We start from the raw sequence: 26,517 nt of genomic DNA, 5'->3' as shown, positions 1-26,517 counted from the left end.
CTGTTCACCTTGCCGCCAGCGTATCGCCCATGTCCCCAGCCATCCTGTTTGCCGTCGTCCTCGCGTATTTTTTGATCCTGCTGGGCGTGGCGTGGCGCACCTCGCGCCATGCCACCAATGACAGTTTTTTCATCGGCAACAAGGACAGCAACTGGATGCTGGTGGCCTTCGGCATGGTGGGCACGACACTCACGGGCGTGACCTTCATCAGCGTGCCCGGCGCCGTGGGCAGCAACGGTTTCGGCTACATCCAGCTGATGATCGGCTATGTGCTCGGCTACCTGGCCATCACCTTCATTCTGCTGCCGCTGTACTACCGGCTGCAGCTCACGTCCATCTACCGCTACCTGGAATTGCGCCTGGGACGGCGCTCCTACCAGAGCGGGGCGGCGTTTTTCATCGTGTCGCGGCTGCTGGGCGCCACGGCGCGGCTGTATCTGGTGGTCAATATCCTGCAAGCGACCATCCTCGACAGCCTGGGCGTGCCGTTCTGGCTGACGTCCTGCGCCGTGCTGCTGCTGATCCTGCTCTACACGTACGAGGGCGGCGTGAAAACCATCGTCTGGACCGATACCCTGCAAACGGCGTGCATGCTGGCCGGCCTCGTCATCTGCAGCGTATTCCTGCTGCGCGAAATGGACCTGTCCCTCATCGACAGCCTCGAGCGCATGCGCGCGCAAGGCCTCACGCGCATCTTCACCGTCGACCCGGACAGCCCCGCCTATGTCTGGAAGCACATCGTGGCCGGCATGTTCATTACCATCGCGATGACGGGCATGGACCAGGAAATGATGCAAAAGAATATCTCCGTGCGGACCTTGCGCGACTCGCAAAAGAATATGCTCAGCCTGACCGTGGTGCTGACGGGCGTGCTGCTGCTGTTCCTGTTCCTCGGCGGCTTGCTGCACCTGTATGCGCCGCTGGCCGGCGTGACGGCCACGGGCGACAAATTGTTCCCCGCCGTCGTGCTCGGGCATTTCCCGGCCGTCGTGCAGCTGATTTTCTTCATCGCCCTCATTTCCGCGCTGTTTCCCAGCGTGGACGGGGCGCTGACGGCGCTCACGTCCACCTTTTGCATCGACATCTTGGGCGTGCAGCGGCGGGCGGACTTGAATCCGGCCGCGCAGATGCGCTGGCGCCGCCGTGTCCACCTGGGGTTTGCCGCGCTGTTCCTGATCCTGATCATGGCCTTCAAGTGGTTTGACGATCCCAGCATGATCGGCGTGATCCTCAAGCTGGCCAGTTATACCTATGGTCCGCTGCTGGGCCTGTTCGCCTTCGGCTTGCTGAGCCGGCGCGGCGTGCGCGACCGCTGGGTGCCGCTGGTGGCCGTGGCGGGTCCGCTGCTGTGCGCGCTGATCGAGCGGGAGCAGGCGCTGCTGTTCGAGCATTACCGTATCGGCCTGGAATTGCTGATCCTGAATGGCGCCCTGGTGCTGGGCGGCCTGTTCCTCATTTCGACGCCGCCAGGGCAGGCCATCAACGGCGCGGCACACTTGTCAAAATAAGACGATTCAGCCCGTTTTCAGTTATATTGATTTCCTTTAGGTACACAACCTCACGGAGCATCAATGTCACTCAACCCCTTCCCGCCGCTGCGCCGCGGTTTCGGCGCATTCTGGCGCGCGCTCGACGCCACCCGCCGCGCGGTCATCAATCTGATCTTCCTGCTGATCGTCATCGCCATCCTGATCGCCATCTTCGGCGGCGGCGCCAAGCCCCTGGCGGAAAAGACCACCCTGGTGCTGGACTTGCAAGGCCCGCTGGTCGAGGAAACCCCGGGCGGCGTGCGCGAAGCCGTGCTGGCCAATGTCAGCGGCGAAGTCAAGAAAAGCGTGCAGCTGCGCGACGTACTGGCCGTGCTCGACACGGCTTCCAAGGACAAGGACATCGGCTCGATGGTGATCCTGCTCGACGAATTGCAGGGCGGCGGCCTCGCTTCGCTGCGCGAAGTGGCGGCCGGCGTGGAACGCTTCCGCGCCACGGGCAAGAAAGTCACGGCCTGGGGTTCGAGCTACAATCAGCGCCAGTACCTGGTGGCGGCCAAGGCCGACGAGGTGTTCCTGCACCCGATGGGCGGCGTCATGCTGGAAGGCTTTGGCCGCTACCGCAATTACTACCGCGACGCGCTCGACAAGGTGGGCGTGACGGTCAACCTGCTGAAAGTGGGCACGTATAAAAGCGCGGCCGAGCCTTTCATCGCCAACGGCCCGTCCGAAGCGGCGGCCGAAGCGGACCGTTACCTGAACAACGGCCTGTGGACCACCTACACGACGGACGTGGAAAAGGCGCGCAAGCTGCCGGCCGGCGCCATCATGCAATCGATCGATGCGCTGCCCGCGCTGATGACGGCCGCCGGTGGCGACATTGCCAAGCTGTCGCTGGACGCCAAGCTGGTCGACGGCCTGAAAACACGTGATGAACTGCGCCAGTTCATGATGGCGCGCGGCGCGAAGAACACGGAAGGCACGAACTTCCGCCAGGTGAACTACACCGATTACCTGGCGCGCTTGCGCCCCGTGCATGTCGGCGACGCCGTCGGCGTGGTCATCGCTTCGGGCGAAATCGGCGACGGCATCGCGCCACCGGGCGCCATCGGCGGCCTGTCCACCTCGCGCCTGATCCGCCAGGCACGCGAAGACAAATCGATCAAGGCCGTCGTGCTGCGCGTCGATTCGCCGGGCGGCAGCGCCTTCGGCTCGGAACTGATCCGCCGCGAACTGGAACTGACGCGCGCCGCCGGCAAGCCGGTGGTCGTCTCGATGGGCAACGTGGCCGCTTCGGGCGGCTACTGGATCAGCACTTCGGCCGATGAGGTGATCGCCGACGCGGCCACCATCACCGGTTCCATCGGCGTGTTCGCGATTCTGCCGACGGCCGACAAGGTGGTGGAAAAGCTGGGCATCCACACGGCCGGTTCGCCGACCACGTGGCTGGCCGACGCGGGCAACCCATTGCGCCCGCTCGATCCCCGCTTTGCGCAAGTGATCCAGGGTTCGATCAACCACGTGTATGGCGACTTCCTGAACCTGGCCGCCAAGGCGCGCAAGACGACGCCCGAGAAAATCAATGAGGTGGCGCAGGGACGCGTCTGGACGGGCTTGCAGGCGAAAGAGCGCAACCTGGTCGACCGCATCGGCAGCTATGGCGATGCGCTGGCGTCGGCCGCCAAGCGCGCCAAGCTGGGCACCGACTACCGCGTGACCTACCTGGAGCAGGAAACGTCGAACGTGGACCGTTTGATCGGCATGTTCGGCTCCAAGGCCATGGCTTCGCTGGGGCTGGGCGAGCACGTGAAGCTGGGCCTGGCCACGACCGGCTTGCCGGCCGACGCGGCGCTGGGCATGGCGCAGGACCTCTCCTGGCTGTCGGGCATCACGCGCGAACATAAACCGTTCATGGCTCTCACGCACTGCCTGTGCGAGGTGCCCTTGGGCGGAAAGTAACACCAGCATAAACAACCTACCCAAGCCGGCTTCGCCCGGCTTGTTTTCCTTGAGGAGCCGAATATGCCAAGCGATATGAATGCAGACACCGACAACACGATCACCATCCGTCCATGCGCCAAGGGCGACGAACACGCGCTGGCGCTGGTGGGGCAGGCCACTTTTCTTGAAGCATTCGCCGGCATCCTCGATGGCGCCGACGTCATCGCCCATTGCCAGCGCCAGCACGACGTGCAGCTGTACCGCGACTGGCTGGCGCTGCCGGCCATGCGGCTGTGGCTGGCCGAGGCCACGCCGGGCGGCGCGCCCGTCGGCTACCTGGTGCTCAGTCCCGCCGGCCTGCCGGTGGCCGACCCGCGCCCGAACGACCTGGAAATCAAGCGCATCTACCTGCTGCACCGCTTCCAGGGCCAGCGCGTGGGCCAGCGTTTGATGCACGCGGCCGTGGAGCAGGCGCGCGCCAGCGGGGCGGGGCGCGTGCTGCTGGGCGTGTACGCGGAAAACCACGATGCGCTGGCGTTCTATGCGCGCTGCGGCTTTGCGCAACTGGGCCGGCGCACCTTCCGCGTGGGCCGCACCGACTACCAGGACGTCATCCTCGGCATGACCTTGTAAATCCACGTAAAGAATTGCCGCCGCCTGTCGCCGCCCGAGCACCCGCGTGGCGCCAGGTCAAGCCGGCTGGCCGGAGATTTGTAGCGAGTTTGTATCTGCATGCGAGTCGCCCGCGCCACGTGCTCGCGGGGGCGCGGCGCCCCGCAAGCCTGATTTTTCCACCATTCCCCCACAATGGCGGCCCGCCCGCCGGCCCGTCTGATCGTCCCATGCCTGGCTGGCTGTGTGTAATTGTTTCAGGTAGAAATGAAACAGTTACATGACTATGCTAGAGTCGTTTCACGCTAGGGAGCGATGTTTTTTCAGCTGATTTTCAGCTCTTGACTCCCCCGGCTTTGTACCGAAACAACCCCGAAAAACGGTCGTCCTGCCTGAGTGTGTTCCACCTCGGCCGGCGCCACAGAATCGCCGTGCCAGCGGCCTAGACAAGGATAAGCGATGGATTCGCAGACTACACCCAACACCCCGCGGCGCAGCCGCCGTTCAAAAATCGTCGGCACGGTCATCGCGCTGGCCGTGATGGCTGCGCTGGGGGGCGGTGCCTGGTACCTGACCCACTCGGGCACCAGCGCCCAGGGCGGCCCCGGCATGGGTGGCCCAGGCGGTCCTGGCGGGCCCGGTGGCCCGGGCGGGCGCCGCGGCGGCCCTTCGACCACGGTGGGCGTGGCCACGGCCGTGAAATCCGACCTGCCCGTGGTGCTCGACGCGCTGGGCACGGTGACGGCCGCGTCCACCGTGACGGTGCGCCCGCAAGTGTCGGGCATTTTGAAGGAGCTGAAATTCAAGGAAGGCGGCATGGTCAAGGCGGGCCAGGTGGTGGCGCAGATCGACCCGGCCCAGTTCGAGATGGCGCTGATGCAGGCCACGGGCCAGCGCCAGCGCGATGAGGCGCAGCTGGAAAACGCGCGCCTGACCCTGAAACGCTATCAGACCCTGCTGGGCCAGGATTCCATCGCGCGCCAGGACGTCGACACGCAAGCCGCCCTGGTCAAGCAGCTGGAAGGCACGGTGATGACGGACCGCGCGTCCGAAGGTACGGCCAGGCTGAACCTCGGCTACACCAAGGTGGTGTCGCCGATCAGCGGCCGCGCGGGCCTGAAGGTGGTCGATATCGGCAATTTGGTCAGCACCAGCGACACGGGCGGCGTGGTGGTGGTGACGCAGCTCTCGCCCATCGACGTCGAGTTCTCCGTGCCGCAGGATAAAGTGCAGACGATCCAGGAGCGCTTGAATGGCGGCTCGGCCCTGGCCGCGCTGGCGCTGGATCGCACGCGCACGCATACCCTGGACAAAGGCAGCTTGACGGCGCTCGACAACCAGGTCGACGTGCAGACGGGCACCGTGCGCGCCAAGGCCCGCTACACGAATGACAAGATGGCGCTGTTCCCGAGCCAGTTCGTCAACGTGCGCCTGGAACTGGGCAACATCACGGGCGCCGTGCTGGTGCCCGTCACGGCCCTGCGCCACAGTAACAACGGCGACTTCGTCTACGTGCTGAAAGCGGATAAAACCGTCACCGTGCGCATGGTCACGCGGGGCCAGGCGACCACCGACATGGTGGAAATCCGCGCCGGCCTGGAAGCGGGAGAACAAGTCATCACGGAAGGCGCCGACCGCCTGAAGGAAGGCGCGAAAGTCACCTTGGCGGGCGACAAGCCGGCCATGGGCGCCGGTGGCGCGGGGGCAGGCACCGGCGAGCGCCGCCACCGCCGCCAGCACGCTGACGGCGCGGCCAGCGCACCGGCCGCATCGGCTGCCGCACCGGCGCCGGCGCCGGCGACCGCTCCCGCGAAGGGCGCGGCGCAATGAGTCCATCGACGCCATTCATCAAGCGCCCCGTCGCCACGGCGCTGCTGATGCTGGCCATCGTGCTGGCGGGGCTGGTCGGCTTCAAGTTCCTGCCGCTGGCCGCCTTGCCGCAGGTGGACTTCCCCACCATCCAGGTGCAGACCCTGTACCCGGGCGCCAGTCCCGAAGTGATGGGGCAGACCGTGACGGCGCCGCTGGAGCGCCAGTTCGGACAGATGTCGGGTTTGCAGCGCATGAGTTCCACCAGCGCGGCCGGCGTTTCCATCATCACCCTGCAATTCACGCTGGGCCAGACCCTGGACGTGGCCGAGCAGGAAGTGCAGGCGGCCATCAATGCGGGCGGGTCGCTGCTGCCGACCGACTTGCCGGCGCCGCCCGTGTACGCGAAGATCAACCCGGCCGACGCACCCGTGCTGACCCTGGCCATCACGTCGGACACGATGCCGCTGACGCAGGTGCAAAACATCGTCAACACGCGCCTGGCGCTCAAAATCAGCCAGGTCAACGGCGTGGGCCTCGTCTCGCTGTCGGGCGGCCAGCGTCCGGCCGTGCGCATCCAGGGTGACACGAAATTGCTGGCGTCGTACGGCCTGGGTCTCGACAGCCTGCGCACGGCCATCGCGGCGGCCAACGTCAACAGCGCCAAGGGCAGTTTCGACGGGCCCACGCGCTCGTTCACCATCAACGCCAACGACCAGCTGGTGACGGCGGAAGACTACAAGCGCCTGATCATCACCTATAAAAACGGCGCGCCCGTGCGCTTGTCCGACGTGGCGAACGTTGTCGACAGCGCGGAAAACACGCGCCTGGGCGCCTGGTCGGGCAAGCAGCCGGCCATCATTTTGAACGTGCAGCGCCAGCCCGGCGCCAACGTCATCAAGACGGTCGACGCCATCAAGGCCCTGCTGCCTGACTTGCAGGCCAGCCTGCCGGCGGCCATGAAGCTCGACGTGCTGAGCGACCGCACGACGGGCATTCGCGCCTCGGTCGAACACGTGGAAATGGAATTGCTGTTGTCCGTGCTGCTGGTGGTGCTGGTGATCTTTGCCTTTTTGCACAGCATGCGCGCCACAGTGATCGCCAGCCTGTCCGTGCCGATCTCGCTGATCGGCGCCTGCGGCGTCATGTATTTGCTCGGCTACAGCCTGAACAACCTCTCCCTGATGGCGCTGACCATCGCCACGGGCTTTGTCGTCGATGACGCCATCGTCATGATCGAAAACATCGCCCGCTACATCGAGGAGGGCGAAACGCCGATGGCCGCCGCCCTGAAGGGCGCGTCGCAGATCGGCTTTACCATCATCTCGCTGACGGTCTCCCTGATCGCCGTGCTGATTCCCCTGCTGTTCATGGGCGACGTGGTGGGCCGCTTGTTCCGCGAATTTGCCATGACCCTGGCTATCACGATTCTGATTTCCGCCGTGGTCTCGCTGACCCTGGTGCCGATGATGTCGGCGCGCTGGCTGAAAAGCCACGCCGATGAAAAAGTCAGCGCCACGGGCCAGCGCATCCAGGCGTTCCTCGACCGCGTGATCGTGCAGTACGACCATGCGCTCGTGTGGGTGCTGAAACGCCAGGGATTGACCCTGCTGGTGGCGCTGGCCACCCTGGTGCTGACCGTCATCCTGTATGTCACCATCCCGAAAGGCCTGTTCCCCACGCAGGACACGGGCCAGCTGCAGGCGCGCGTCGAAACCTCGCAAGCCGTCTCGTACGAGCGCATGGCCACCTTGCAGCAGGCGGCCGCCAGCGCGCTGCTGGAAGATCCCGCTGTCGATACCCTGAGCTCCCTCGTCGGGGTGGATGCGGCCAACAACACCATGCTGCACACGGGCAGCATGCTGATCAACCTGAAGCGTCCGCGCAGCGGCAGCCAGGACGAGGTTATGGAGCGCCTGCGCAACCGCGTGGCCAAGGTGGCCGGCGTGACCCTGTATCTGCAGCCGACGCAGGATCTGACCATCGATGCGGAATCGGGCCCGACCCAGTACCGCGTCTCGCTCGAAGGGGCCGACACGGCCACCGTCACTGAGTGGGCCGGCAAGCTGGCCGCGCGCATGCGCGAAAAATCGCAACTGCGCAACGTCGTCACGGATGCGGGCGCCACGGGCGCCGCCGTCACGGTGGCGATCGACCGCGACAGCGCCGCGCGCATGTCCGTCACCACGGCCACCGTCGACGACGCGCTGTACAACGCCTTCGGCCAGCGCATCATTTCGACGATTTTCACGGAAACCAACCAGTACCGCGTCATCCTCGAAGCGCAACCGGGCATCGTCACCACGCCGTCCGACCTGGCGGACCTGCAGGTGCGCACGGGGTCCGGCAAGTCGACGCCGCTGTCCGCCTTTGCCAGCGTCAGCGAAAAACAGGCGCCGCTGCAAATCACGCACGTGGCGCAATACCCGGCCACGACCCTCGGTTTCGACACGACGCAGGGCGTGGCGCTGGGCAGCGCCGTCGACGCCATCCGCCAGGCCGCGAAGGATATCGCCTTGCCGCCGTCGGTGACCTTGACCTTCCTCGGCGCGGCCGGCGCGTATGAAAACTCGCTGTCGAACCAGCTGTGGCTCATTCTCGCCGCCGTCGTCTGCGTGTACATCGTGCTCGGCGTGCTGTACGAAAGCTACATCCACCCGCTGACGATTCTGTCGACCCTGCCGTCGGCCGGCGTGGGCGCCTTGCTGGCGCTGATGATCTCGGGGCAGGACCTGGGCGTGATCGGCATCATCGGCATCATCCTGCTGATCGGCATCGTGAAAAAGAACGCCATCATGATGATCGACTTCGCCATCGAGGCCGAGCGCGACGAAGGCAAGAGCCCGCAGGAAGCCATCCACCAGGCTGCCCTGCTGCGTTTCCGCCCGATTTTGATGACGACCCTGGCGGCCCTGTTCGCGGCCGTGCCGCTGATGCTGGGCTGGGGCGAGGGCGCCGAGTTGCGCCGTCCGCTGGGCCTGGCCATCTTCGGCGGCCTGATCGTCAGCCAGGTGCTGACCCTGTTTACCACGCCCGTCATCTACCTGGGCTTCGACCGCCTGGGCCAGCGCTTCGCGTCCAGAACGCGTGGAGTCAACCTGGACAAGCCGGCCGATAACGCGGGGAGCGCCGCGTGAACCTGTCCGAACCGTTCGTCAAGCGTCCCATCGCCACCGTGCTGCTGACCATCGGCATCGCGCTGGCCGGTGTCGGCGCCTTCTTCGTGCTGCCCGTCTCGCCGCTGCCGCAGGTCGATTATCCGACCATTTCCGTCAGCGCCAGCCTGCCCGGCGCCAGCCCCGCGACCATGGCCACGTCGGTGGCCACGCCGCTGGAACGGCGCCTCGGTGTGATCTCGGGCGTGAACGAGATGACGTCGTCGTCGGGCACGGGCTCGGCGCGCATCAACCTGCAGTTCGACCTGAACCGCAAGATCGATTCGGCCGCACGCGAAGTGCAGGCGGCGATTGCCGCCGCGCGCGTGGACTTGCCGGCCACCTTGCGCAGCAATCCCACCTACCGCAAGGCCAATCCATCCGACGCGCCCGTGATCATCCTGGCGCTGACGTCGAAAACGCGCACGCCAGGCCAGATCTACGACGCCGTGTCGAACCTGGTGCAGCAAAAGGTGGCGCAAGTCAAGGGCGTGGGCGACGTGGAACTGGGCGGCGGTTCGCTGCCGGCCGTGCGCGTGGAACTGCTGCCATATCAGCTCAATCACTACAGCGTGTCGATGGAAGACGTGCGCGCGGCCATCCAGGCCAGCAACGCCAACCGGCCCAAGGGCGCCATTTCCGGCGACGAGCGCAGCCTGCAGATCTATTCGGGCGCGGCGACGGCCTCGGGCGGGCGCAGCGCCGCCGATTACCGCAGCCTGGTCGTGGCTTGGCGCGACGGCGCCGCCATCCGCCTCGACGACGTGGCCGAAGTGGTCGACGGCGTGGAGAACAACAATACCCTGGGACTGTTCAACGGCGACCCGGCCGTCATCGTGCTGATCACGCGCCAGCCCGGCGCCAACGTCATCGCCACGGTGGACGGCGTGCGCGCGCTGCTGCCGCAACTGCAGGCGCAGCTGCCGGGCGACATCAAGCTGCAGGTGGCGTCCGACAGCACCAATTCCATCCGCTCCTCGCTGCACGAGATCGAGTTCACCCTGATCCTGTCCATCGTGCTCGTCGTGCTGGTGGTCAGCGCCTTCCTGCGCAGCGTGCGCGCCACCATCATCCCGGCTGTCGCCACCATCGTCTCGCTCTTGGGCACCTTCGGCGTGATGTACATGCTGGGTTTTAGTTTGAACAACCTGTCCCTGATGGCGCTGACGGTAGCCACGGGCTTTGTCGTCGACGACGCCATCGTGGTGCTGGAAAACACGCAGCGCCACATCGAGGCGGGCATGGACCGCTTCAAGGCGGCCCTGCTGGGCGCGCGCGAAGTGGGCTTTACCGTGCTGTCGATCAGCCTGTCGCTGGTGGCCGTCTTCATCCCGCTGCTGTTCATGGGCGGGCAGGTGGGGCGGCTGTTCCGCGAATTCGCCGTGACCCTGTCGGCCGCCGTGATGATTTCGCTGGTCATCTCGCTGACCACCACGCCGATGATGTGCGCCTGGATGCTGAAAAGCGGCGAGCAGCACAAGCCGCCCGGCCTTGTCGCGCGCTGGTTCGAACGCGGTTTCGAGCGCATGCTGAAAGTGTATGAACACTGTCTGGACTGGGCCTTGTCCAGCGCCGCGCTGGTGATGACCATCCTCGTGTTCGTCGTCGGCCTGAACGTGTACCTGTTCGCGGCCGCGCCCAAGGGCTTCTTCCCGCAGCAGGATACGGGCCAGATCAATGGCGGCATGCGCGCCGACCAGAGCATCTCGTTCCAGGCCATGCAAGGTAAATTGCGCCAGCTGGTCGACATCATCAAGGACGATCCGGCAGTCGCCACCGTCGTGGGATTCACCGGTGGCGGCAGGGCAGGGGGCGGTTTCATGTTCATCGACCTGAAGCCGGCCTCGCAGCGCACGGACAAGGGCCAGGCCGTGATCGCGCGATTGCGCCCGCAATTGGCCAAGGTGACGGGCATTTCGCTGTTCCTCAATCCCGTGCAGGATTTGCGCATGGGCGGGCGTTCGAGCAATTCGACATACCAGTACACCCTGATCAGCGACAACCAGGCGGACCTCAAAAAATGGGCGGCGAAGCTGGCCGACCAGATGAAGCTGCAGCCGGCCCTGATCGACGTCGACACGGACCAGGCGGAAAATGGCGTGGAAACCTTTGTTTCCATCGACAAGGACCGCGCCACGCAGCTGGGCGTGCAGGTCAAGGATATCGACAATGCGCTGTACAACAGCTTCGGCCAGCGCCAGGTGGCGACCATCTACGATGAGCTGAACCAGTACCACGTGATCATGGAGGTGGCGCCCCGCTATGCGCAAAGCCCGGAAGCGCTGCGCTCCGTGTACGTGCCGGCGTCGAACGCGGCCGCCGTCGCCGGCACCGGCACGACGGCGACGACGGCGACCAGCGTTGCCACGACGACGTCCAACACGACGGCCGCGCGCGACCCGTCCAGCGGCTCGGCCCTGTCCACGACCCTGGCGCACATGGTGCCGCTGTCCTCGTTCAGCAGTTTTGCGGAAAGCTCGACGGCCACGTCGATCAACCACCAGGGCGGCGAACTGGCCACCACCGTGTCGTTCAACCTGGCCGACGGCTATCCGCTCAGCGACGGACAGGCCGCCGTGGCCCAGGCGGAGTCGGAAATCGGCATGCCCGTGAACGTGCGCGGCAGCTTCCAGGGTTCGGCCAAGAGCGCGCAGGACAGCAACAAGGAGCAGCCGCTGTTGATCCTGGCGGCCATCGTGGTCATCTACATCGTGCTGGGCATCCTGTACGAAAGCCTGATCCATCCCGTCACCGTGCTGTCGACCTTGCCGTCGGCGGGGGTGGGCGCCGTGCTGGCCTTGCTGCTGTTCCGCATGGAGTTTTCCATCATCGCCCTGATCGGCGTGTTCCTGTTGATCGGTATCGTGAAGAAAAATGCTATATTGATCATCGACTTCGCGCTGGAGGCCGAGCGTTCGCGCGGCTTGACAGCCGTGGAGGCGGTGCGCGAGGCATGTTTGCTGCGTTTCCGCCCCATTCTGATGACCACCCTGGCGGCGGCGCTTGGCGCCTTGCCGCTGGCGATCGGTTTCGGCGAGGGGTCGGAGCTACGCCAGCCCTTGGGGGTCGCCATCATCGGCGGCCTGATTGCCAGCCAGTTACTCACATTGCTGACCACCCCGGTGGTCTACATCCTGCTCGACAAGCTGCGCACGCGCAGCGCCGACGAGCAGCAATTGAGCCGCATTCCTGGGCCAGATAACCCGAGCACACAATCATGAAGCAAGTAAAACCTATTTCCTCCGCCGTCCCCGCACGCCGCCTGCTGGCCGTGGCTGCTGCTGTCCTGCTGGCCGGCTGCGCCGTCAGTCCCGCGTATGAAACGCCGACGGCCGCCGCGCCGCAAACGTTCAAGGAGGCGGCCGGCTGGCAGCCTGCCGCGCCGGCCGACGCCCTGGAGCGGGGACCCTGGTGGACCCTGTTCGGCGACGCGCAGCTGAACCAGCTGGCCGAAGGCATCGACATATCGAACCAGAACGTGGCGGCCGCCATCGCCTCGTACGAGCAGGCGCGCGCGCTGGTGCGCGAACAGCGCGCCTCGCTGTTCCCCAGCGTGAACCTGACGGGCAGCGGCGCCCGCGCCGGTGGCGGCGGCGAGCAGCAGACGAACAACAACTTCAAGGCCGCCATCGGCGCCTCGTGGGAACCGGACGTGTGGGGCAAGCTGCGCGCCGGCGTGACGGGCGCCGACGCCAGCGCGGCGGCCAGCGCGGCGGACCTGGCAGCGGCGCGCCTGTCGGCGCAGGGCGAGCTGGCCACCAATTATTTTTCGCTGCGCCAGAGCGATGCGCAGATCGCGCTGCTCAATGCCACGATCGACGGCTACAAGCGCGTGCTCGAGATCACCGGCAACCGCTTCAACTCGGGTATCGCCGCCAAGTCCGACCTGCTGCAGGCGCAGACGCAGCTGGCCAATGCGCAGATCGACCTGTCGGGCCAGACGCGTGCGCGCGCCCAGCTCGAACATGCGATCGCCATCCTGCTGGGGAAGGCGCCATCCGACTTCAGCCTGGCCGTGGCGCCGTGGACCCTGACCGTGCCCGAGGTGCCGCTGGGCGTGCCGTCGACCCTGCTGCAGCGCCGTCCCGACATCGCCGCCGCCGAGCGCCGCGTGGCCGTGGCCAACGAGCAGATCGGCATCGCCCGCTCGGCCTACTATCCGAGCCTGAACCTGACGGGTTCCTACGGTTCCGGCGCCAGCAAGGTGGGCGACCTGTTCAATGCATCGTCGAGCCTGTGGTCCTTGGGCGTGTCGGCCGCGCAAACCCTGTTCAACGCGGGCGCCACGACGGCCAGCGTGGATGCGGCCAAGGCGGGGCATGAGGCGGCCGTGGCGCGCTACCGCCAGACGGTGCTCAGTGCCTTCGGCGCCGTGGAAGACCAGTTGTCGGCCACGCGCGCGCTGGCCGAGCAGCTGGCCTTGCGCGAGCAGGCGTCGTTGGCCGCCGACCAGGTCGAACAGCAGATGCTGAACCGCTACAACGCGGGCCAGGTCGGCTACACGGATGTGGTGACGGCGCAGGTGACGGCCCTGTCGGCGCGCCGTTCGCTGGTGCAGGCGCAGGCGGACCGCCAGACGACGGCCGTGGCCCTGATCCAGTCGCTGGGCGGCGGCTGGCACGTGCCGCAGGCGCAGTAAGGGGGGCGATAAGGGGCAGCCTGGCGCAGGCGAAAACCCCTGCGCCAAATTCGCGTTTTCCTGCGCATCTTGAGTGCTAGAATGCAAGATTATCAATTCCCAGCCTGACGGTCCCGCCGTGGCTGCTTTCTTGCAGACGATGACACGCAGCAAACACAGTAATATGTCCGTTCCCGACGTGGCCGCCATCGTTTTTCCCGTGGTGGCCATCGGCGCTTCCGCCGGCGGGCTCGATCCCATCGTCGCTTTCCTGGCGAACGTGCCGCAGGAAAGCGGTATCGCCTATGTGGTGATCCAGCACCTCGATCCCACGCAAAAGGCCATGCTGCCGGAATTGTTGCAGCGCGCTACCAGCATTCCGGTCACGGAAATCACGCACCAGGCGGAGTTGCGGCCCAATCATATCTATGTGATCCCGTCGAATGCCGACCTGGGCCTGGCCAAGGGGCGTTTCGTGCTCAGCGAGCCGGTGCAGTTGCGCGGGCACCGCTTGCCCATCAATACCTTTTTCGAAAGCCTGGCCAGCGAGCTGGGCGAGCTGGCCGTCGGCGTGATTTTTTCCGGCATGGGCAGCGACGGCACGCGCGGCTTGCAGGCGATCAAGCAGGCGGGCGGCCTGACCCTGGCCCAGCATCCCGATACGGCCAAGTTCGACATGATGCCGCAAAGCGCGATTGCCGCCGAAGTGGTGGACCTCGTCGATTTCCCCGACAAGATGCCGGACAAGATCATCACCTACCTGTTCCGCAGCAGTTTCCTCAGCTTGCCGGGGCATGAGCCGAACGGGCGCAATTCGCTGCAGGAAATCGTCGCCTTGCTGTCCGAGCACACGGGCAACAGTTTTACCGATTACAAGATCAACACGGTGCTGCGGCGTATCGAGCGGCGCATGAGCTTGTATCAAATGACGTCCATGGAAGAGTACGTTCCCTACCTGCGCGAGAATCCGGCGGAAATCGACTTGCTGTTCAAGGAATTGCTGATCGGCGTGACGAGCTTTTTTCGCGACCAGAAGGTGTGGGAATACCTGAAGATGGTGGTCTTGCCGCAAATGCTGGCGGCCCACCCGGACGGGCGCGCCTTCAAGGCCTGGGTGCCCGCCTGTTCCACGGGCGAGGAGGCGTATTCGCTGGCCATGGTGTTCCATGAAGTGGTGGCCGGCATCAACCCGCCGTCGAAATACAGCCTGCAGATCTTTGCCACCGATCTGTCGGCCGACGCCATCGATCGCGCACGCCAGGGGCGCTTTCCGCACAGCATTATCAGCGACGTATCGGCCGAACGGCTGGAGCGTTTCTTTGTCAATGACAAGCACGGCTATCACGTGAAGAAAGAGATCCGCAACACGATCATCTTCGCCCAGCAAAACATCATTTCGGACCCGCCGTTCACCAAGCTCGACATCCTGTGCTGCCGCAACCTGTTGATCTATTTGAATGCCAAGCTGCAGCAGCGCTTGATTCCCCTGTTTCATTACGCCTTGAACCGCGATGGGATTTTACTGCTGGGCAGCGCCGACACGCCCGGTCATTTTTCCGAGCTGTTTTCGCCGCTGACCACGTCGACCCGGCTGTACCGCCGCCTCGACAATCTGGCGCGCCAGCGCCTGCCCACGTATTTTCCCACCAAGGTTTCGTTGGCATCCCCCCCCACACCTAGCGACACGAGAGAAGTCAGCATGACTGGAAAGATTCAATCCCATGTCGAGCAATTATTGCTCCAGAAATATTCGCCAGCCGCCGCGCTGCTGAACCAGGATGGCGACATCCTGTACATCAACGGCCGCACGGGCGCCTTCCTGGAACCGGCGGCCGGCAAGGCCAACTGGAATATTCACGCCATGGCGCGCGAAGGCTTGCGCTACGAGCTGGCCAGCCTGATCAAGCAGGCGCTGCAAAGCGAAAGCGTGGTGCGCCTGAAGGGGCTGGTCGTCAAGGACCACCTGGGACAATCGCTGGGCGTGGACCTGAGCGCCGAAGCCCTGAGCCAGCCCGAGTCCCTGCGCGGCATGGTCTTCGTGACGTTCTCCAGCGCGCCCCTGGTGACCGAGGCGCGCCGCGGCCGTTCGCCTAACCCCAAGGTGCTGGAACTGGAGCAGCAGCTGGCGCAGGCGCGCAATGAAATCCAGGCCGTGCGCGACGAGATGCAGACCTCGCGCGAGGAACTCAAGTCGGCCAACGAGGAATTGCAGTCGACCAACGAAGAGCTGCAATCGACGAATGAGGAACTGACCACGTCGAAGGAGGAAATGCAGTCGCTCAACGAGGAGTTGTATACGGTCAATGCCGAGCTGCAATCGAAGGTCGACGACTTGTCGCTGGTCAACAGCGACATGAAAAACCTGCTCAACAGCACCGATATCGCCACCATCTTCCTCGACAGCGACTTGCGCATCCGCCGTTTCACGGCGCCGGCCACGCAGATCTATAAATTGATCCAGACGGACTTGCGCCGTCCGCTCAGCGACATCGTCAACGACCTCGATTATCCGGGTCTGGAAGACGACGCGCTCGAAGTGATCCGCAGCCTGGTGTTTTGCGAACGGCAAGTGCCGACCAAGAACGGGCGCTGGTACAACGTGCGCATCATGCCGTACCGCACGATCGAAAATGTGATCGATGGCGTGGTGGTGACCTTCATCAACATCACGGAATCGAAACTGCTGGAAGCCCAGCTGCGCCAGATCCAGTCCGGCGTCGCGGCAGACGGGAAAGCAGGGGAGAGCGCCTCATGAGCGAACCATTCGACGAGGAGAGCGCGCCGGCCAGATTGCGAGAGCAGGCCGAGCAATTGGCGGCGCAGCAGCGCCAGCCCGCGCCGCAGTCGAATGAAGAGGTGATGCGCCAGCTGCATGAGTTGCAGGTCAGCCAGATCGAGCTGGAAATGCAGAACGCGGCCCTGGCCGAGCTGGAACAGCTGAAGAATGAATATGAAAGCAGCCGCGACCGTTATGCGCAGCTGTATGAACAGGCGCCCGTCAGTTACTTCTCGCTGGCGCCCGAGGGCGTCGTCACGCGTGTCAACGTGGCGGCCTGCGGCTTGCTGCAGCGCGACAAGAACCAGCTGCTGGGGCGGCGTTTCGAGCAATTCGTCGCGCCCCAGGCGCAAGGCGGCTTCCGCCGCTTCCTCGACGCCGTCTTCACGAGCGGCGCGCGCCAGGTACTTGAGGCGCAACTGTTCGAAGGCGAGGCGGGCGGCATGGGGGGCATGGTGCGCATCGAGGCCAATTTCGACGCGGCCAGCGCCACGGCGCGCATGCTGGTGACGGACCTGGGCGACGAGCACGCGCGCGAATCGGCCTTGCGGCGCGCCTTCGTCATCCTCGACAGTATCCGCGAAGGCGTGCTGGTGACGGACAGCGACAACCGCATCATTTCCGTCAACCCCGCCTTCACCACCATCACCGGCTACCAGGCCGAGGAAGCCATCGGGCGCGACCCGTCCTTCCTCGGCGGCGGCACGCATTTGCCGCATTTCTATGAAACCATGTGGCGCAGCCTGCACCGGGATGGCAGCTGGTATGGCGAACTGGTGAACCGGCGCAAGAATGGCGAGCGCTTCGTCGAATCGCTGTCGATCACGCCCATGCGCATGGCGGACGGCACCATCAGCCATTTTGTCGGCGTGTTTTCCGATATCACCGAGCGCAAGCTGGCCGAGGCGGACTTGCGCGAACTGCACCGCGAGCTGGACCAGCGCGTCATCGACCGCACGGCCGAATTGCTGCACGCCAACCAGCATCTGCAGCTGGAAGTGCACCAGCGCGAGCGGGCGCAGGAAGCCTTGCGCGATGCCGAGCGTTTCTTTCACGCCACCATCGATTCGCTGACGGACCGGGTGCTGGTGCTGGACCAGGCGGGCAGGGTCGCGCATGCCAACCAGGCGTGCCTGGATTTTGTCGGGCAGATGCAAAAACCGCTGCATTACCTGGAGTTTTGCGAGACGGACCCGCGCTGGCAGCGCAGCGCCGGACGCGAGCTGGCCGCCGGCATCCGCTCCGTCATTGCCGGCCGTGCCGACACGTTTGCGCTCGAGTATGAATTTATCACGCGCTCAGGCCCCCGCTGGTCGCAGGCCAGGGTCAGCCGTTTTCTCGGCGAAGGGCCGCTGCGCGTGGTGGTGGCGCACACGGACATTACGGAACGCAAGCTGATGGATGGCGCCCTGCGCCAGTCGCACGCGCAGCTGCGCCAGCTGGCGCTGCACCTGGAAACGGCCAAGGAAGACGAGCGCAAGCGCATTTCGCGCGACATCCACGATGAACTGGGGCAAAACTTGCTGGCGCTGCGCATCGATATCTCCATGCTCAGCGCGCGCACCGAAGGTTCCCATCCACGCCTGCACCGCCGCGTCGGCGCCGTGCTCAGCAACGTCGACACCACCATCAGGAGCGTGCGCGGCATCATCAACGAGCTGCGTCCGATGGCGCTGGACCTGGGCTTGCAGGCCGCCATCGAATGGCAGGTGGGCGACTTCCGCAAGCGCAGCGGCGTCGCTTGCCGTCTGCTGATACGCGACGAGGCGCTGTTTTCCACCATCGGCAGCCAGGCCGAGATCGTGCTGTTCCGCATCGTGCAAGAAGCGCTGAGCAACGTCATGCGCCATGCCCAGGCCAGCCAGGTCGAGATCGAGTTCAGTTCGGATGCCTGCGCCGTGTACGTGGCCATCAGCGACAACGGCATCGGCATCACGCCGCAGCAGCAGCGCAAGAAACAGTGTTTTGGCCTGATCGGCATCGCCGAGCGGGTGACGGCGCTGGGCGGCCACTTTTATGTGGGCTTGCCGGCGTCGGGCGTCGGTTGCCGACTGGCCCTGCAGATCCCCCTGCAGGGAGCGGGGCGGCCGGCCGCCTGATACGGAAATTGCAACGGGTTAATTTTTGCCGACTCATGCCCCCTGGACAGGCTATACTTTCGCCTGCTATTTATGGAGGGGCATATCTTGTTCAAAACAATCGTTTTACCAGTCGCCTTGTTGGGCGCGTTCGCCGGCGCACACGCCGACGAAGGGCAGTGGCAACCACACCAACTGCCACAGCTGAAAGCCGAACTGAAACGGGCCGGCATCGAAATTCCTGCAGAAAAACTGGCCGACCTGAGCAAGCACCCGATGAGCGCCATCGTGTCGCTCGGCGGCTGCTCGGCCGCTTTCGTCTCCGACGCCGGCCTGGTGGTGACGAACCACCACTGCGCGTACGGTGCCGTGCAGCGCAATTCCACGCCGGAACACAATTACATCACCAACGGCTTCCTGGCCAAGACGCGCGCCGCAGAGCTGCCGGGCGGTCCGAACAGCCTCGTGTATGTGACTGACAAGGTGGAGAACGTCAGCGACCGCGTGCTGAAAGGCTTGACGGCCGACATGAGCGGCCGCGCGCGCCACGAAGCCGTGGAAAAACGCGTCAAGGACTTGATCGCCGAATGCGAAACGGACAAGATGTACCGCTGCTCCGTGCCCGCCTTCCACCGCGGCCTCGAGTACTACCGCATCCGCCAGATGATGATACGCGACGTGCGCCTCGTGTACGCGCCATCGGACAAGATCGGCAACTTCGGCGGCGACATCGACAACTACGAATGGCCGCGCCACACGGGCGACTATTCGTTCCTGCGCGCCTACGTGGGCAAGGATGGCCGTCCGGCCGACCCGTCGCCCGACAACGTGCCGTATAAATCGAAGGATTTCCTGGTGGTCTCGGCCGAAGGCTTGAAAGCCGGTGACGGCATCTTGCTGGCGGGCTATCCCGGCCGCACCAGCCGCTACAAGCTGCCGGCGGAAATCCGTTTCGCGCGCGATACGGCTTTCCCCCTGAAAGTATCGGAACTGCAGGCCGACCTGGCGGTGATGGCCGACGCGACGAATGGCGACGCGGCCGCCGCCGTGCGCTATGCGAGCGTGGTGAAAAGCATCAACAACGTGCTGAAGAAAACCCAGGGCTTGCTCGATGGTTTCGCGCGCAAGGACATCGCCGCCATCAAGGACGTGCAGGATGCCGAGTTCCGCGCCTGGTACGCGAAACAGCCGAACGTGTCGCCGACCCTGCTGGCCGAACTGGACGCGGCGATCGCCAGCGACATGGCCTTGAGCGAAGAAGAGTTCGCCTGGAGTGTTGCCACCAACAGCGATTTGCTGAAAAGCGCGCGCACCATCTACCGCTTGTCGCTGGAGCGCCAGAAAGCGGACGCCGAGCGCGAATCGGGCTACCAGCAGCGCGACCTGGCCTTCATCAAGGCCCGTCTGGCCCGCCTGGAGCAATCGTACGTCAACAAGGTCGACCAGGCGCGTTTTGAAGCTGGCCTGAAGCGTTACGCGCAACTGGCGGCGAAGAGCCATCCGCAAGGCCTGGACGCGCTGCTGCCGGCGCCAAGCGCCGTGGCGGCCCTGTACCAGCAGACGCAACTGGCCGACACGGCCAAGCGCCTGGCCTGGCTGGAAAAGGACCAGGCCGCTGTTGCCCAGTCCGATGACGCCTTCATGGCGCTGGCCATCAAGTTGCAGCCGGTCGAGGCGGCGCTGGAAGAGCGCCGCAAGGAAATCGACGGCAACCTCGAGCGCGTGATTCCGCAATATATGCAAGCCGTGATCGCATGGAAGAAGTCGCAAGGCAAACCTGTCTATCCTGACGCCAACTCGACCCTGCGCGTAACGTACGGCACCGTGTCGCCATACTCGCCGCGCGATGGGCTGACCAAGGGACCGTTCACGACCGTGGAAGGCATCGTCGAGAAAGTCAGTGGCAAGGCCCCGTTCGAAGCGCCGCAAGCGCTGCTCGACGCCGTCAAGCAAAAACGCTACGGCCAGTTCCGCGATCCTGTGCTGGGCACGGTGCCCGTCAACTTCCTCACCAGCGCCGACACCACGGGCGGCAATTCCGGCTCGGCCGTGATGAACAAGCGCGGCGAACTGATCGGCCTGAACTTCGATTCGACGTATGAATCGATCACCAAGGACTGGTACTTCGACACGGCCATCACGCGCGCCATCCACCTCGACATCCGCTACATGCTGTGGGTGATGAAGGAAGTGGACCACGCGGACAACTTGCTGCAGGAAATGAGCATCAAGTATCCGAAAGCCGCCAAGAAATAATCCTTCTTGGTTGAAATGAAAGCCGCATCCGCCGCAGGGCCGATGCGGCTTTTTTGCGTATGGGCAACTAGTTTGAGTTCCATCAATATGCCAGCGTTCACCATGGTTAGCATGGGTTAGGGGAACTATCCGAAGGGGGTGGGAATGGATGATGGCGAGCTGGCAGCCGACCTGGCGCGCCTTTTCGGAGCGAGCATGCGGGTCCAGGACAGCCGCTTGCTGCGCATGGATTTTCCGCGCAACGATGGTCCGCCCGATACCGCGCTGCTGGTCAACAGCCTGCGCGCCCGCGAGGAAATGTCGCGCGACTTCCGCTTCGACGTCGAACTGCTGTCCGATAATCTCCACGTCCCCCTGACGGCGATGATGGGACGCATGGTCACGATTTCAATGGTGCGCGATGACGGCAGCTTGCGCTATTTTAATGGTTATGTCGGCGAATTTCGCTTGTCGCGCAGCGATGGCGGTTTCGCGTTCTACCAGATGGTGCTGCAACCCTGGCTGGCGTTTTCCAGGCTGCGCATGGACAACGTTTCATTCCACGAACGCACGGTCATCGACATCAGCGAAACGACCTTCGATCACTATTTGCAGCGCGACTGGCAAAACCGGCTGCATGAGGAAAAAGCGATATTAAGCTGCGCCAACCAGCATAATGAAACCGATTACAACCATCTGCACCGGCGCTGGGAAGACCAGGGTATCCACTATTGGTATGAACATCGCGCCGACGGTCATACGCTGTGTCTGGGCGACAATACCTGGCTGAGCGACAGCATCGACCCAGGCGACGGCCATGCCAGTGCAGCCGACGAAATGATGTTTCGCGGCGACGCGGGCTCGCTGGAGCGCGACGGCATACGCGATTGGCAGGCAATACGGAAGATCGCTTCAGGCTCGCTCACGCTGGCCAGCTTCAACTACAAGCATCCGTATGCCAGCCGCGCCAGCGGCCATGCGCTACACCAGCAGGGCGATGTGTTTGCCCATGAACTGTATCAGGACACCGGCTATGGCTATGCCGACATGGGCGACGGCGAAGCGCTGGCGCAACGCCGCCTGGAGGGGCATAACTGCCGGACGCAATACTTCGACGCGGGCGGCAATCACCGCTGCGCCCAGGCCGGGCGCAGTTTCACGCTGGGCGGACACTTCAGCGGCAAGCAATCCATGCCGGCCAGAGGTGAACCGGCGCGCCCGGACATCGGCGCGCGCGAATACCTGATCCTGTCGGTCGATCATATCGCCAGCAACAATTACCAGGCAGGAACGGGTGCGAAGTCGCATTATGAAAACCGTTTTCGCTGCATCCGCAAGAGCGTCCGCTGGTATCCGGGGCGACAGTTCAACAGCACGCCTTGTGCGTTGCCCGGCGTGCAGACGGCGATTGTCACCGGGCCGGCAGGCGAAACCATCCATACCGACGGTCTGGGCCGGGTGAAGGTGCAATTCCACTGGGACCGGCTGGGCAAGTTCGACGCTGGCAGTTCGCCATGGATCCGGGTCATGACGCCATGGGCGGGCCAGGCGTTCGGCCAGATCGCGTTGCCGCGCATCGGCCAGGAAGTGCTGATCCAGTTTCTCGACGGCAATATCGACCGTCCCGTCATTGTCGGCGCGGTGTACAACGGCAAGCATGCGCCGCCGTGGAATTTGCCGGGGCAACGCATGCTTGGGGGCTGGCGCAGCGCCGAGCTGATGCCTGGCGGCGGCTGCGGCGTGCGCGGCAACCAGTTGGTGCTCGACGACACGCACCAGCGCAGACTGGTTCCTCGCAGCACGCGCCTTGGAAGATCCTGAAATTGCCGTGGAAGACTGCGACTACAGAAAAATCATCGATCTGACGCGTCAGGCAGCAGATCGGTTGCACTGGAAGGCGATGCTTAACCTGGCCAGCCTGTATGTGGAAGGACGCGATCCTTTATATGGTGAGGAAGAAGCGGTGCAACTGGTGGAAAAGGCGATGCGGCTGGGCATACCGGCGGCCTATGACCGGATGGGGACTTATTATGCGAATAGCACGGGTGTCAACGGCGACATCACTCGTGCCTATGCATTCTGGCAAAAGGCTGCTGTCATGGGAAATCCTCAGGCGATGGCATTTTTAGGAGAGAAATTAAGAGCGGGAATAGATGGTGCGATTTCAGGATATTGGGCCAATATTCCTGTAGCGATCAAAATGATGGCATGTGCGCTTTCTCAGGGATACGGGCCTGCTGCGTTTAACCTGCACTATCTATATGCAATACCAAGAGCTGCGAATGGCGATGAAATTGGCGATCGAACTCCTACAACCAAACAGCGTGCTCTAAATGTATTGCATGAGGGTGTCAAGTTTGGCTGCGCAGAATGTGCGAGCGCACTGGCAATTGAATTTGGTTCTCCTTTTGATCTTGCCGATATGCTGGCGCCATATGTGGACAAAGCTCGCGGTGAACGTTATGCGGTACTTAATCGTGCCCTCGGCTTCAACCCCAATCGCCGCTTTCCCAACCTCGATAAAATCTTGCCATTGCCACCGGCCGATCTGCCGCCGTGGGATGGTCAACGAAAGAGCCTGCTCGACGCCGCCATGGGTGTGCGCCCGCCGCCCGCCATGCCGCAGCCAAGCGCCGCCGCGCTATTACAAAAACCGTACTTCCTGGCCGCCGACTATGCGCTGCGTCCCACCGGCTTGCTCAGCGACGCGCCGACTGCGCCGTTTTCCGCATACTGGCAACCCGCCGGTGGGCAGGGTTTGACGGAACCGGCCCGGCTGTTCGGTGAAGGCGAAGCGTTCCGCCATTTCAACGTGCTCGATGCCGATGGAAAGAGCCGTTACGGCCCCGTGACGTGGGAGCAGTGCCTGACGATACGGCACAACCAAGGCGCCGTGGAACCGCGCGCGGTGCAGGGTTTGCTGCGCGAGGCGGCGCGGCCCGAGCCTTTGTTGAGCTGCGCTTGCGACCAGGTCTGTCCGGTCAGCGGCGTCTGGCAACCGTGGGTGGCGGCCGACCATCCGCTGCAGGCGATCGTCAACCAGTACTGGCGCCAGGCGTGGCTGACCCAGGGCGCGCCGTTCCCGCGACCGCGCCGCGACTGGCTGCTCGATTTGCCTGACGACGAAGTGACGTGGCATTTGATGGATGCGTCCATTGCCGATCCCGGCTAACGCTTAACGTTCCCGATATCTCTCATAACGAATATGTCTAGGACTCAGGACAGCTGTGCTGGCGTCAGCGCCTCCACCGGCAACTGAAAAAAGCGCGGCATCATGGCTGGCGACAGGTCGCCGCCGCTCTCCGTTATGGCCAGGCGGCCGCTCAGCAGCATCACGTAGCCGTGGCTCAGTGACCAGCCGGCGTTGGCGGTGGCCTTGTCCCAGCGGGGGATCGAGGCCCGCTTCGCGCACGGCCGCGCCTGCCGCATGGGCTGCGCGACGTATAATTCCTATTCAACTTTATTCTTTTTTTAACAGGCCCACCATGTCCCTGACTCCCGATTCGCTGCCTGACTGGCAAACGTTTGAAGCGGCATGCGCCGTTGAAGAAACCTGGTTCAGGCTGGCCAGCGAATCGCTGGCACTGCTGGGCGCGTCGCGATTCAAGGACCAGGCATTTTCAGCGTTTGCCTTCAACGCCGTATCGTTCCCGTCCCTTTCGCTGAGTTTTGACACCGACCCCGATAACCGGGAGCGCGGTGATTACCCACCGGACTGGTCGAACGAGTGCATGGAAGTCGATGTGCCGGAAATTGGCCAACTATGGGAAGAGGGCCATGCAAGGATAGAAGGCGCGCTGTTCGAGCTGATCGACGCTGCCGATGACGACTTGCTTGATGCCATCGAGGAAGGCTATCTGCACAGCCTGAGAAAAACCATGGTGCGGCTTGAGACGAGCCATGCTTTCGAGCAGATCAGGACCTGCGCGCCATTCCGGACCGTGGTCACGCAAATCGATGCCGATACGGATGAAGAGGAGCGCCTGCTCGAGCAGGTGCGCCAAGGCCTTTTGGCGGGAGCGCTATAGCATGGCTTTCCAGGCCCGGACTTCTTCGTCAGTGAGCGCCGGCCCCCAGCCGCCGCGCAGCGCCGCATCCGGCTGCGCATAGTGCGCAAGCTGCGGCACGGCGACCTCATGCCGCACGCAGATGGCCAGCACGGCTTCCAGCTGGCGCTGGCTGGCCGCAAGGTCATCGCCATGCCAGGTGCAGGCGCTCGTTTCCAGCACATGCTGCACCAGTGCTTCCAGCGTGCCCAGCAGGTGCCCGGGCAGTGCCCCACGCACGTCTTCCGGCCAGGGATCGCCCATGCCCGTCACAGCCAGGGACGCAAAGCCCCGTTCCCAGGCTGCAAACTCTCCCGGCGCGAGCTGCGCCACTTTCCACACGTGAGCGGCGAACGCGGACAGGGCAGGATGATCCACATCAAAGCGCCGGCAAAAGCGTTGCAGGCACGTGACGGCAAGACATTGCCTGGCGATCAGGGAGAGCGTGTCTATCGAAATATCATGCATAAATCAACAAGGTATCAAGTAGGGTGGATTCATCTGGCGGTGTCTATTCATCTGTGCAGCCATCACTATCTTTCATCTGCCTGCTGCAGCGCTTCCACCGGCAACTGGAAAAAGCGCGGCACCATGGCTGGCGACAAATCGTCGCCACCGTCCGCCATGGCCAGCCGGCCACTGAGCAGCAGCATCACGTAGCCGTGGCCCAGCGACCAGCCGGCGCTGGCGGCGGCCTTGTCCCAGCGCGGGTCGAGGCCCGCTTCGCGCACTGCCGCGCCGGCTGTCTGCAGCACGTACTGGAAGCACGCTTGCGCCGCTTCCAGCAGGGCGGGGAACTGGCGCACGTCCTGGTGTTCGAACATCAGCCGGTAGTGCGCCGGCGAAGCCAGGGCGAATTCGATGTATTGCTGGCCCAGCAGCTGAAAACGCTGTTCGGAGGGCAGGCTGCCCTGCGGCGGCAGTTCCGCCTCCCATTTGGCCATCAGGCTGGCAAAACCGGCCGCCGCCACCTCGGCCAGCAAGGCTTCCTTGCTGGGGAAGTGGCGGTACACGGCGGCGATCGATACGCCCACCGTGCGCGCCAGTTCGCGCAGTGAAAGGGTGGCGTCGTGCTGCTGCGCCAGTTGCGCGATGGCGGCGGCGACCAGGGTGTCGCGCAGGTTGCCATGGTGATAATTACTGCTTGTGTTCATTCTATGTTATCGCTGTTCACATTGTCGTGTATGATGGTCATGTTATCACTGAACACATGGAGAGCACATGCAAGAGATGAGCAACGTGGTACGCGCCGTGGCCATGCCGCCCGGCGCCAGCATCGCCCCCTTGTACCAGGGCAGCAACCTGGCCGACGCGTATGCCGTCGGCCTGCCCAGCGCTGGCGTGCGGCAGATGGATATGCAGGCCCTGGCGCGCGTGGTGCTGTGCAGCCAGCCGCGCTGGGCGCAGTGGCTGCTGGCGGTGCGCGATATTATTGTCACGCCCTTCGGTATCAAGACGGCGAAACAGCTGGCGGCCAAGCCTGATGGACGCATCGGTATCTTTCGCATCTACGCTGTCAGCGATGATGAAATCATCGTGGGCGAGGACGACAGCCACCTGGACTTCCGTTTGTCCGTGCTGCGCAACCGGGACGCGGGGCTGCATGGCAGCGTCACCTTTTCCACCGTCGTGCATTGCCATAACTGGATAGGGCGCAGCTACATCCTGCTGATCCGGCCATTTCACAAGCTGGTCGTGCGGCGTACGCTGGCACGCGCCGTCAAGGGAGGCTTTGCCTGAGCCGGTTGAACAAGGGAGGG

At 64.1% G+C, this 26,517-nt stretch carries 17 protein-coding genes; 14 read left to right on the top strand and 3 right to left on the bottom strand.

Annotated elements, in window-relative coordinates:
- Positions 1-29: 29 nt before the first annotated feature.
- The 12 genes from IGS55_RS16040 to IGS55_RS15985 all read left to right on the top strand — a co-directional run bounded on the left by IGS55_RS16040 (position 30) and on the right by IGS55_RS15985 (position 23,883).
- Positions 30-1,508 carry a sodium:solute symporter gene (locus IGS55_RS16040; RefSeq protein ID WP_230518002.1) on the top strand — a complete coding sequence of 493 codons (1,479 nt, stop codon included), beginning with the start codon at positions 30-32 and terminating at the stop codon, positions 1,506-1,508.
- 63 nt (positions 1,509-1,571) lie between these two features.
- Entirely contained in the window at positions 1,572-3,446 is a 1,875-nt protein-coding gene (gene sppA, locus IGS55_RS16035; protein WP_230518003.1) for a signal peptide peptidase SppA, read from the top strand.
- A gap of 75 nt (positions 3,447-3,521) precedes the next feature.
- Positions 3,522-4,061: a GNAT family N-acetyltransferase gene (locus IGS55_RS16030; RefSeq protein ID WP_128142508.1), complete on the top strand. Its 540-nt coding sequence runs from the start codon at positions 3,522-3,524 to the stop codon at positions 4,059-4,061.
- Positions 4,062-4,499: 438 nt separating this feature from the next.
- The gene (locus tag IGS55_RS16025; protein WP_230518004.1) at positions 4,500-5,870 is read left to right on the top strand and encodes an efflux RND transporter periplasmic adaptor subunit; all 1,371 of its coding nucleotides are present in this window, start codon (positions 4,500-4,502) and stop codon (positions 5,868-5,870) included.
- Positions 5,867-8,986, top strand: coding sequence for an efflux RND transporter permease subunit (locus IGS55_RS16020; RefSeq protein WP_230518005.1), 3,120 nt, complete (start codon positions 5,867-5,869; stop codon positions 8,984-8,986). Before IGS55_RS16025 ends, IGS55_RS16020 begins: the two co-directional genes overlap by 4 nt.
- On the top strand, positions 8,983-12,225 hold the full coding sequence (locus IGS55_RS16015; protein WP_230518006.1) for an efflux RND transporter permease subunit: 3,243 nt from the start codon (positions 8,983-8,985) through the stop codon (positions 12,223-12,225). The genes IGS55_RS16020 and IGS55_RS16015 overlap by 4 nt, the downstream gene beginning before the upstream one ends.
- The gene (locus tag IGS55_RS16010; protein WP_230518007.1) at positions 12,222-13,643 is read left to right on the top strand and encodes an efflux transporter outer membrane subunit; all 1,422 of its coding nucleotides are present in this window, start codon (positions 12,222-12,224) and stop codon (positions 13,641-13,643) included. The genes IGS55_RS16015 and IGS55_RS16010 overlap by 4 nt, the downstream gene beginning before the upstream one ends.
- Positions 13,644-13,806: 163 nt before the next feature.
- Positions 13,807-16,377 carry a chemotaxis protein CheB gene (locus IGS55_RS16005; RefSeq protein ID WP_230518008.1) on the top strand — a complete coding sequence of 857 codons (2,571 nt, stop codon included), beginning with the start codon at positions 13,807-13,809 and terminating at the stop codon, positions 16,375-16,377.
- Positions 16,374-18,497: a PAS domain-containing sensor histidine kinase gene (locus IGS55_RS16000; RefSeq protein ID WP_230518009.1), complete on the top strand. Its 2,124-nt coding sequence runs from the start codon at positions 16,374-16,376 to the stop codon at positions 18,495-18,497. The genes IGS55_RS16005 and IGS55_RS16000 overlap by 4 nt, the downstream gene beginning before the upstream one ends.
- Positions 18,498-18,584: 87 nt before the next feature.
- Positions 18,585-20,732: a S46 family peptidase gene (locus tag IGS55_RS15995; protein ID WP_369123278.1), complete on the top strand. Its 2,148-nt coding sequence runs from the start codon at positions 18,585-18,587 to the stop codon at positions 20,730-20,732.
- Between the two features lie 195 nt (positions 20,733-20,927).
- Positions 20,928-22,532, top strand: coding sequence for a type VI secretion system Vgr family protein (locus IGS55_RS15990; protein WP_230518011.1), 1,605 nt, complete (start codon positions 20,928-20,930; stop codon positions 22,530-22,532).
- The gene (locus tag IGS55_RS15985; protein WP_230518012.1) at positions 22,519-23,883 is read left to right on the top strand and encodes a tetratricopeptide repeat protein; all 1,365 of its coding nucleotides are present in this window, start codon (positions 22,519-22,521) and stop codon (positions 23,881-23,883) included. The genes IGS55_RS15990 and IGS55_RS15985 overlap by 14 nt, the downstream gene beginning before the upstream one ends.
- Positions 23,884-23,927: 44 nt before the next feature.
- Here IGS55_RS15985 and IGS55_RS15980 read toward each other — a convergent pair whose 3' ends face one another.
- Positions 23,928-24,140: a hypothetical protein gene (locus tag IGS55_RS15980; protein ID WP_230518013.1), complete on the bottom strand. Its 213-nt coding sequence runs from the start codon at positions 24,138-24,140 to the stop codon at positions 23,928-23,930.
- Between the two features lie 56 nt (positions 24,141-24,196).
- On the opposite strand from IGS55_RS15980, the gene IGS55_RS15975 reads away from it, so the two are divergent.
- Positions 24,197-24,739, top strand: a complete 543-nt coding sequence (locus tag IGS55_RS15975; RefSeq protein WP_230518014.1) for a hypothetical protein — start codon at positions 24,197-24,199, stop codon at positions 24,737-24,739.
- On the opposite strand, the gene IGS55_RS15970 is transcribed toward IGS55_RS15975, so the two are convergent.
- On the bottom strand, positions 24,734-25,135 hold the full coding sequence (locus tag IGS55_RS15970) for a hypothetical protein (protein WP_230518015.1): 402 nt from the start codon (positions 25,133-25,135) through the stop codon (positions 24,734-24,736). The genes IGS55_RS15975 and IGS55_RS15970 overlap by 6 nt on opposite strands.
- Before the next feature lie 155 nt (positions 25,136-25,290).
- Positions 25,291-25,911, bottom strand: a complete 621-nt coding sequence (locus IGS55_RS15965; RefSeq protein WP_230518016.1) for a TetR-like C-terminal domain-containing protein — start codon at positions 25,909-25,911, stop codon at positions 25,291-25,293.
- Positions 25,912-25,978: 67 nt separating this feature from the next.
- Between IGS55_RS15965 and IGS55_RS15960 the strand changes: the two genes are divergently transcribed.
- Complete coding sequence (locus IGS55_RS15960) at positions 25,979-26,497, top strand: DUF2867 domain-containing protein (RefSeq protein ID WP_230518017.1); 519 nt, start codon at positions 25,979-25,981, stop codon at positions 26,495-26,497.
- The last annotated feature ends 20 nt before the right edge of the window (positions 26,498-26,517 follow it).

It is taken from the genome of Janthinobacterium sp. EB271-G4-3-2, from assembly GCF_020858035.1.
GTDB lineage: Bacteria > Pseudomonadota > Gammaproteobacteria > Burkholderiales > Burkholderiaceae_D > Janthinobacterium > Janthinobacterium aestuarii.
The sequence above is the reverse complement of the archived record's forward strand: the minus strand, read 5'-3'. Positions and strand labels throughout refer to the sequence as shown.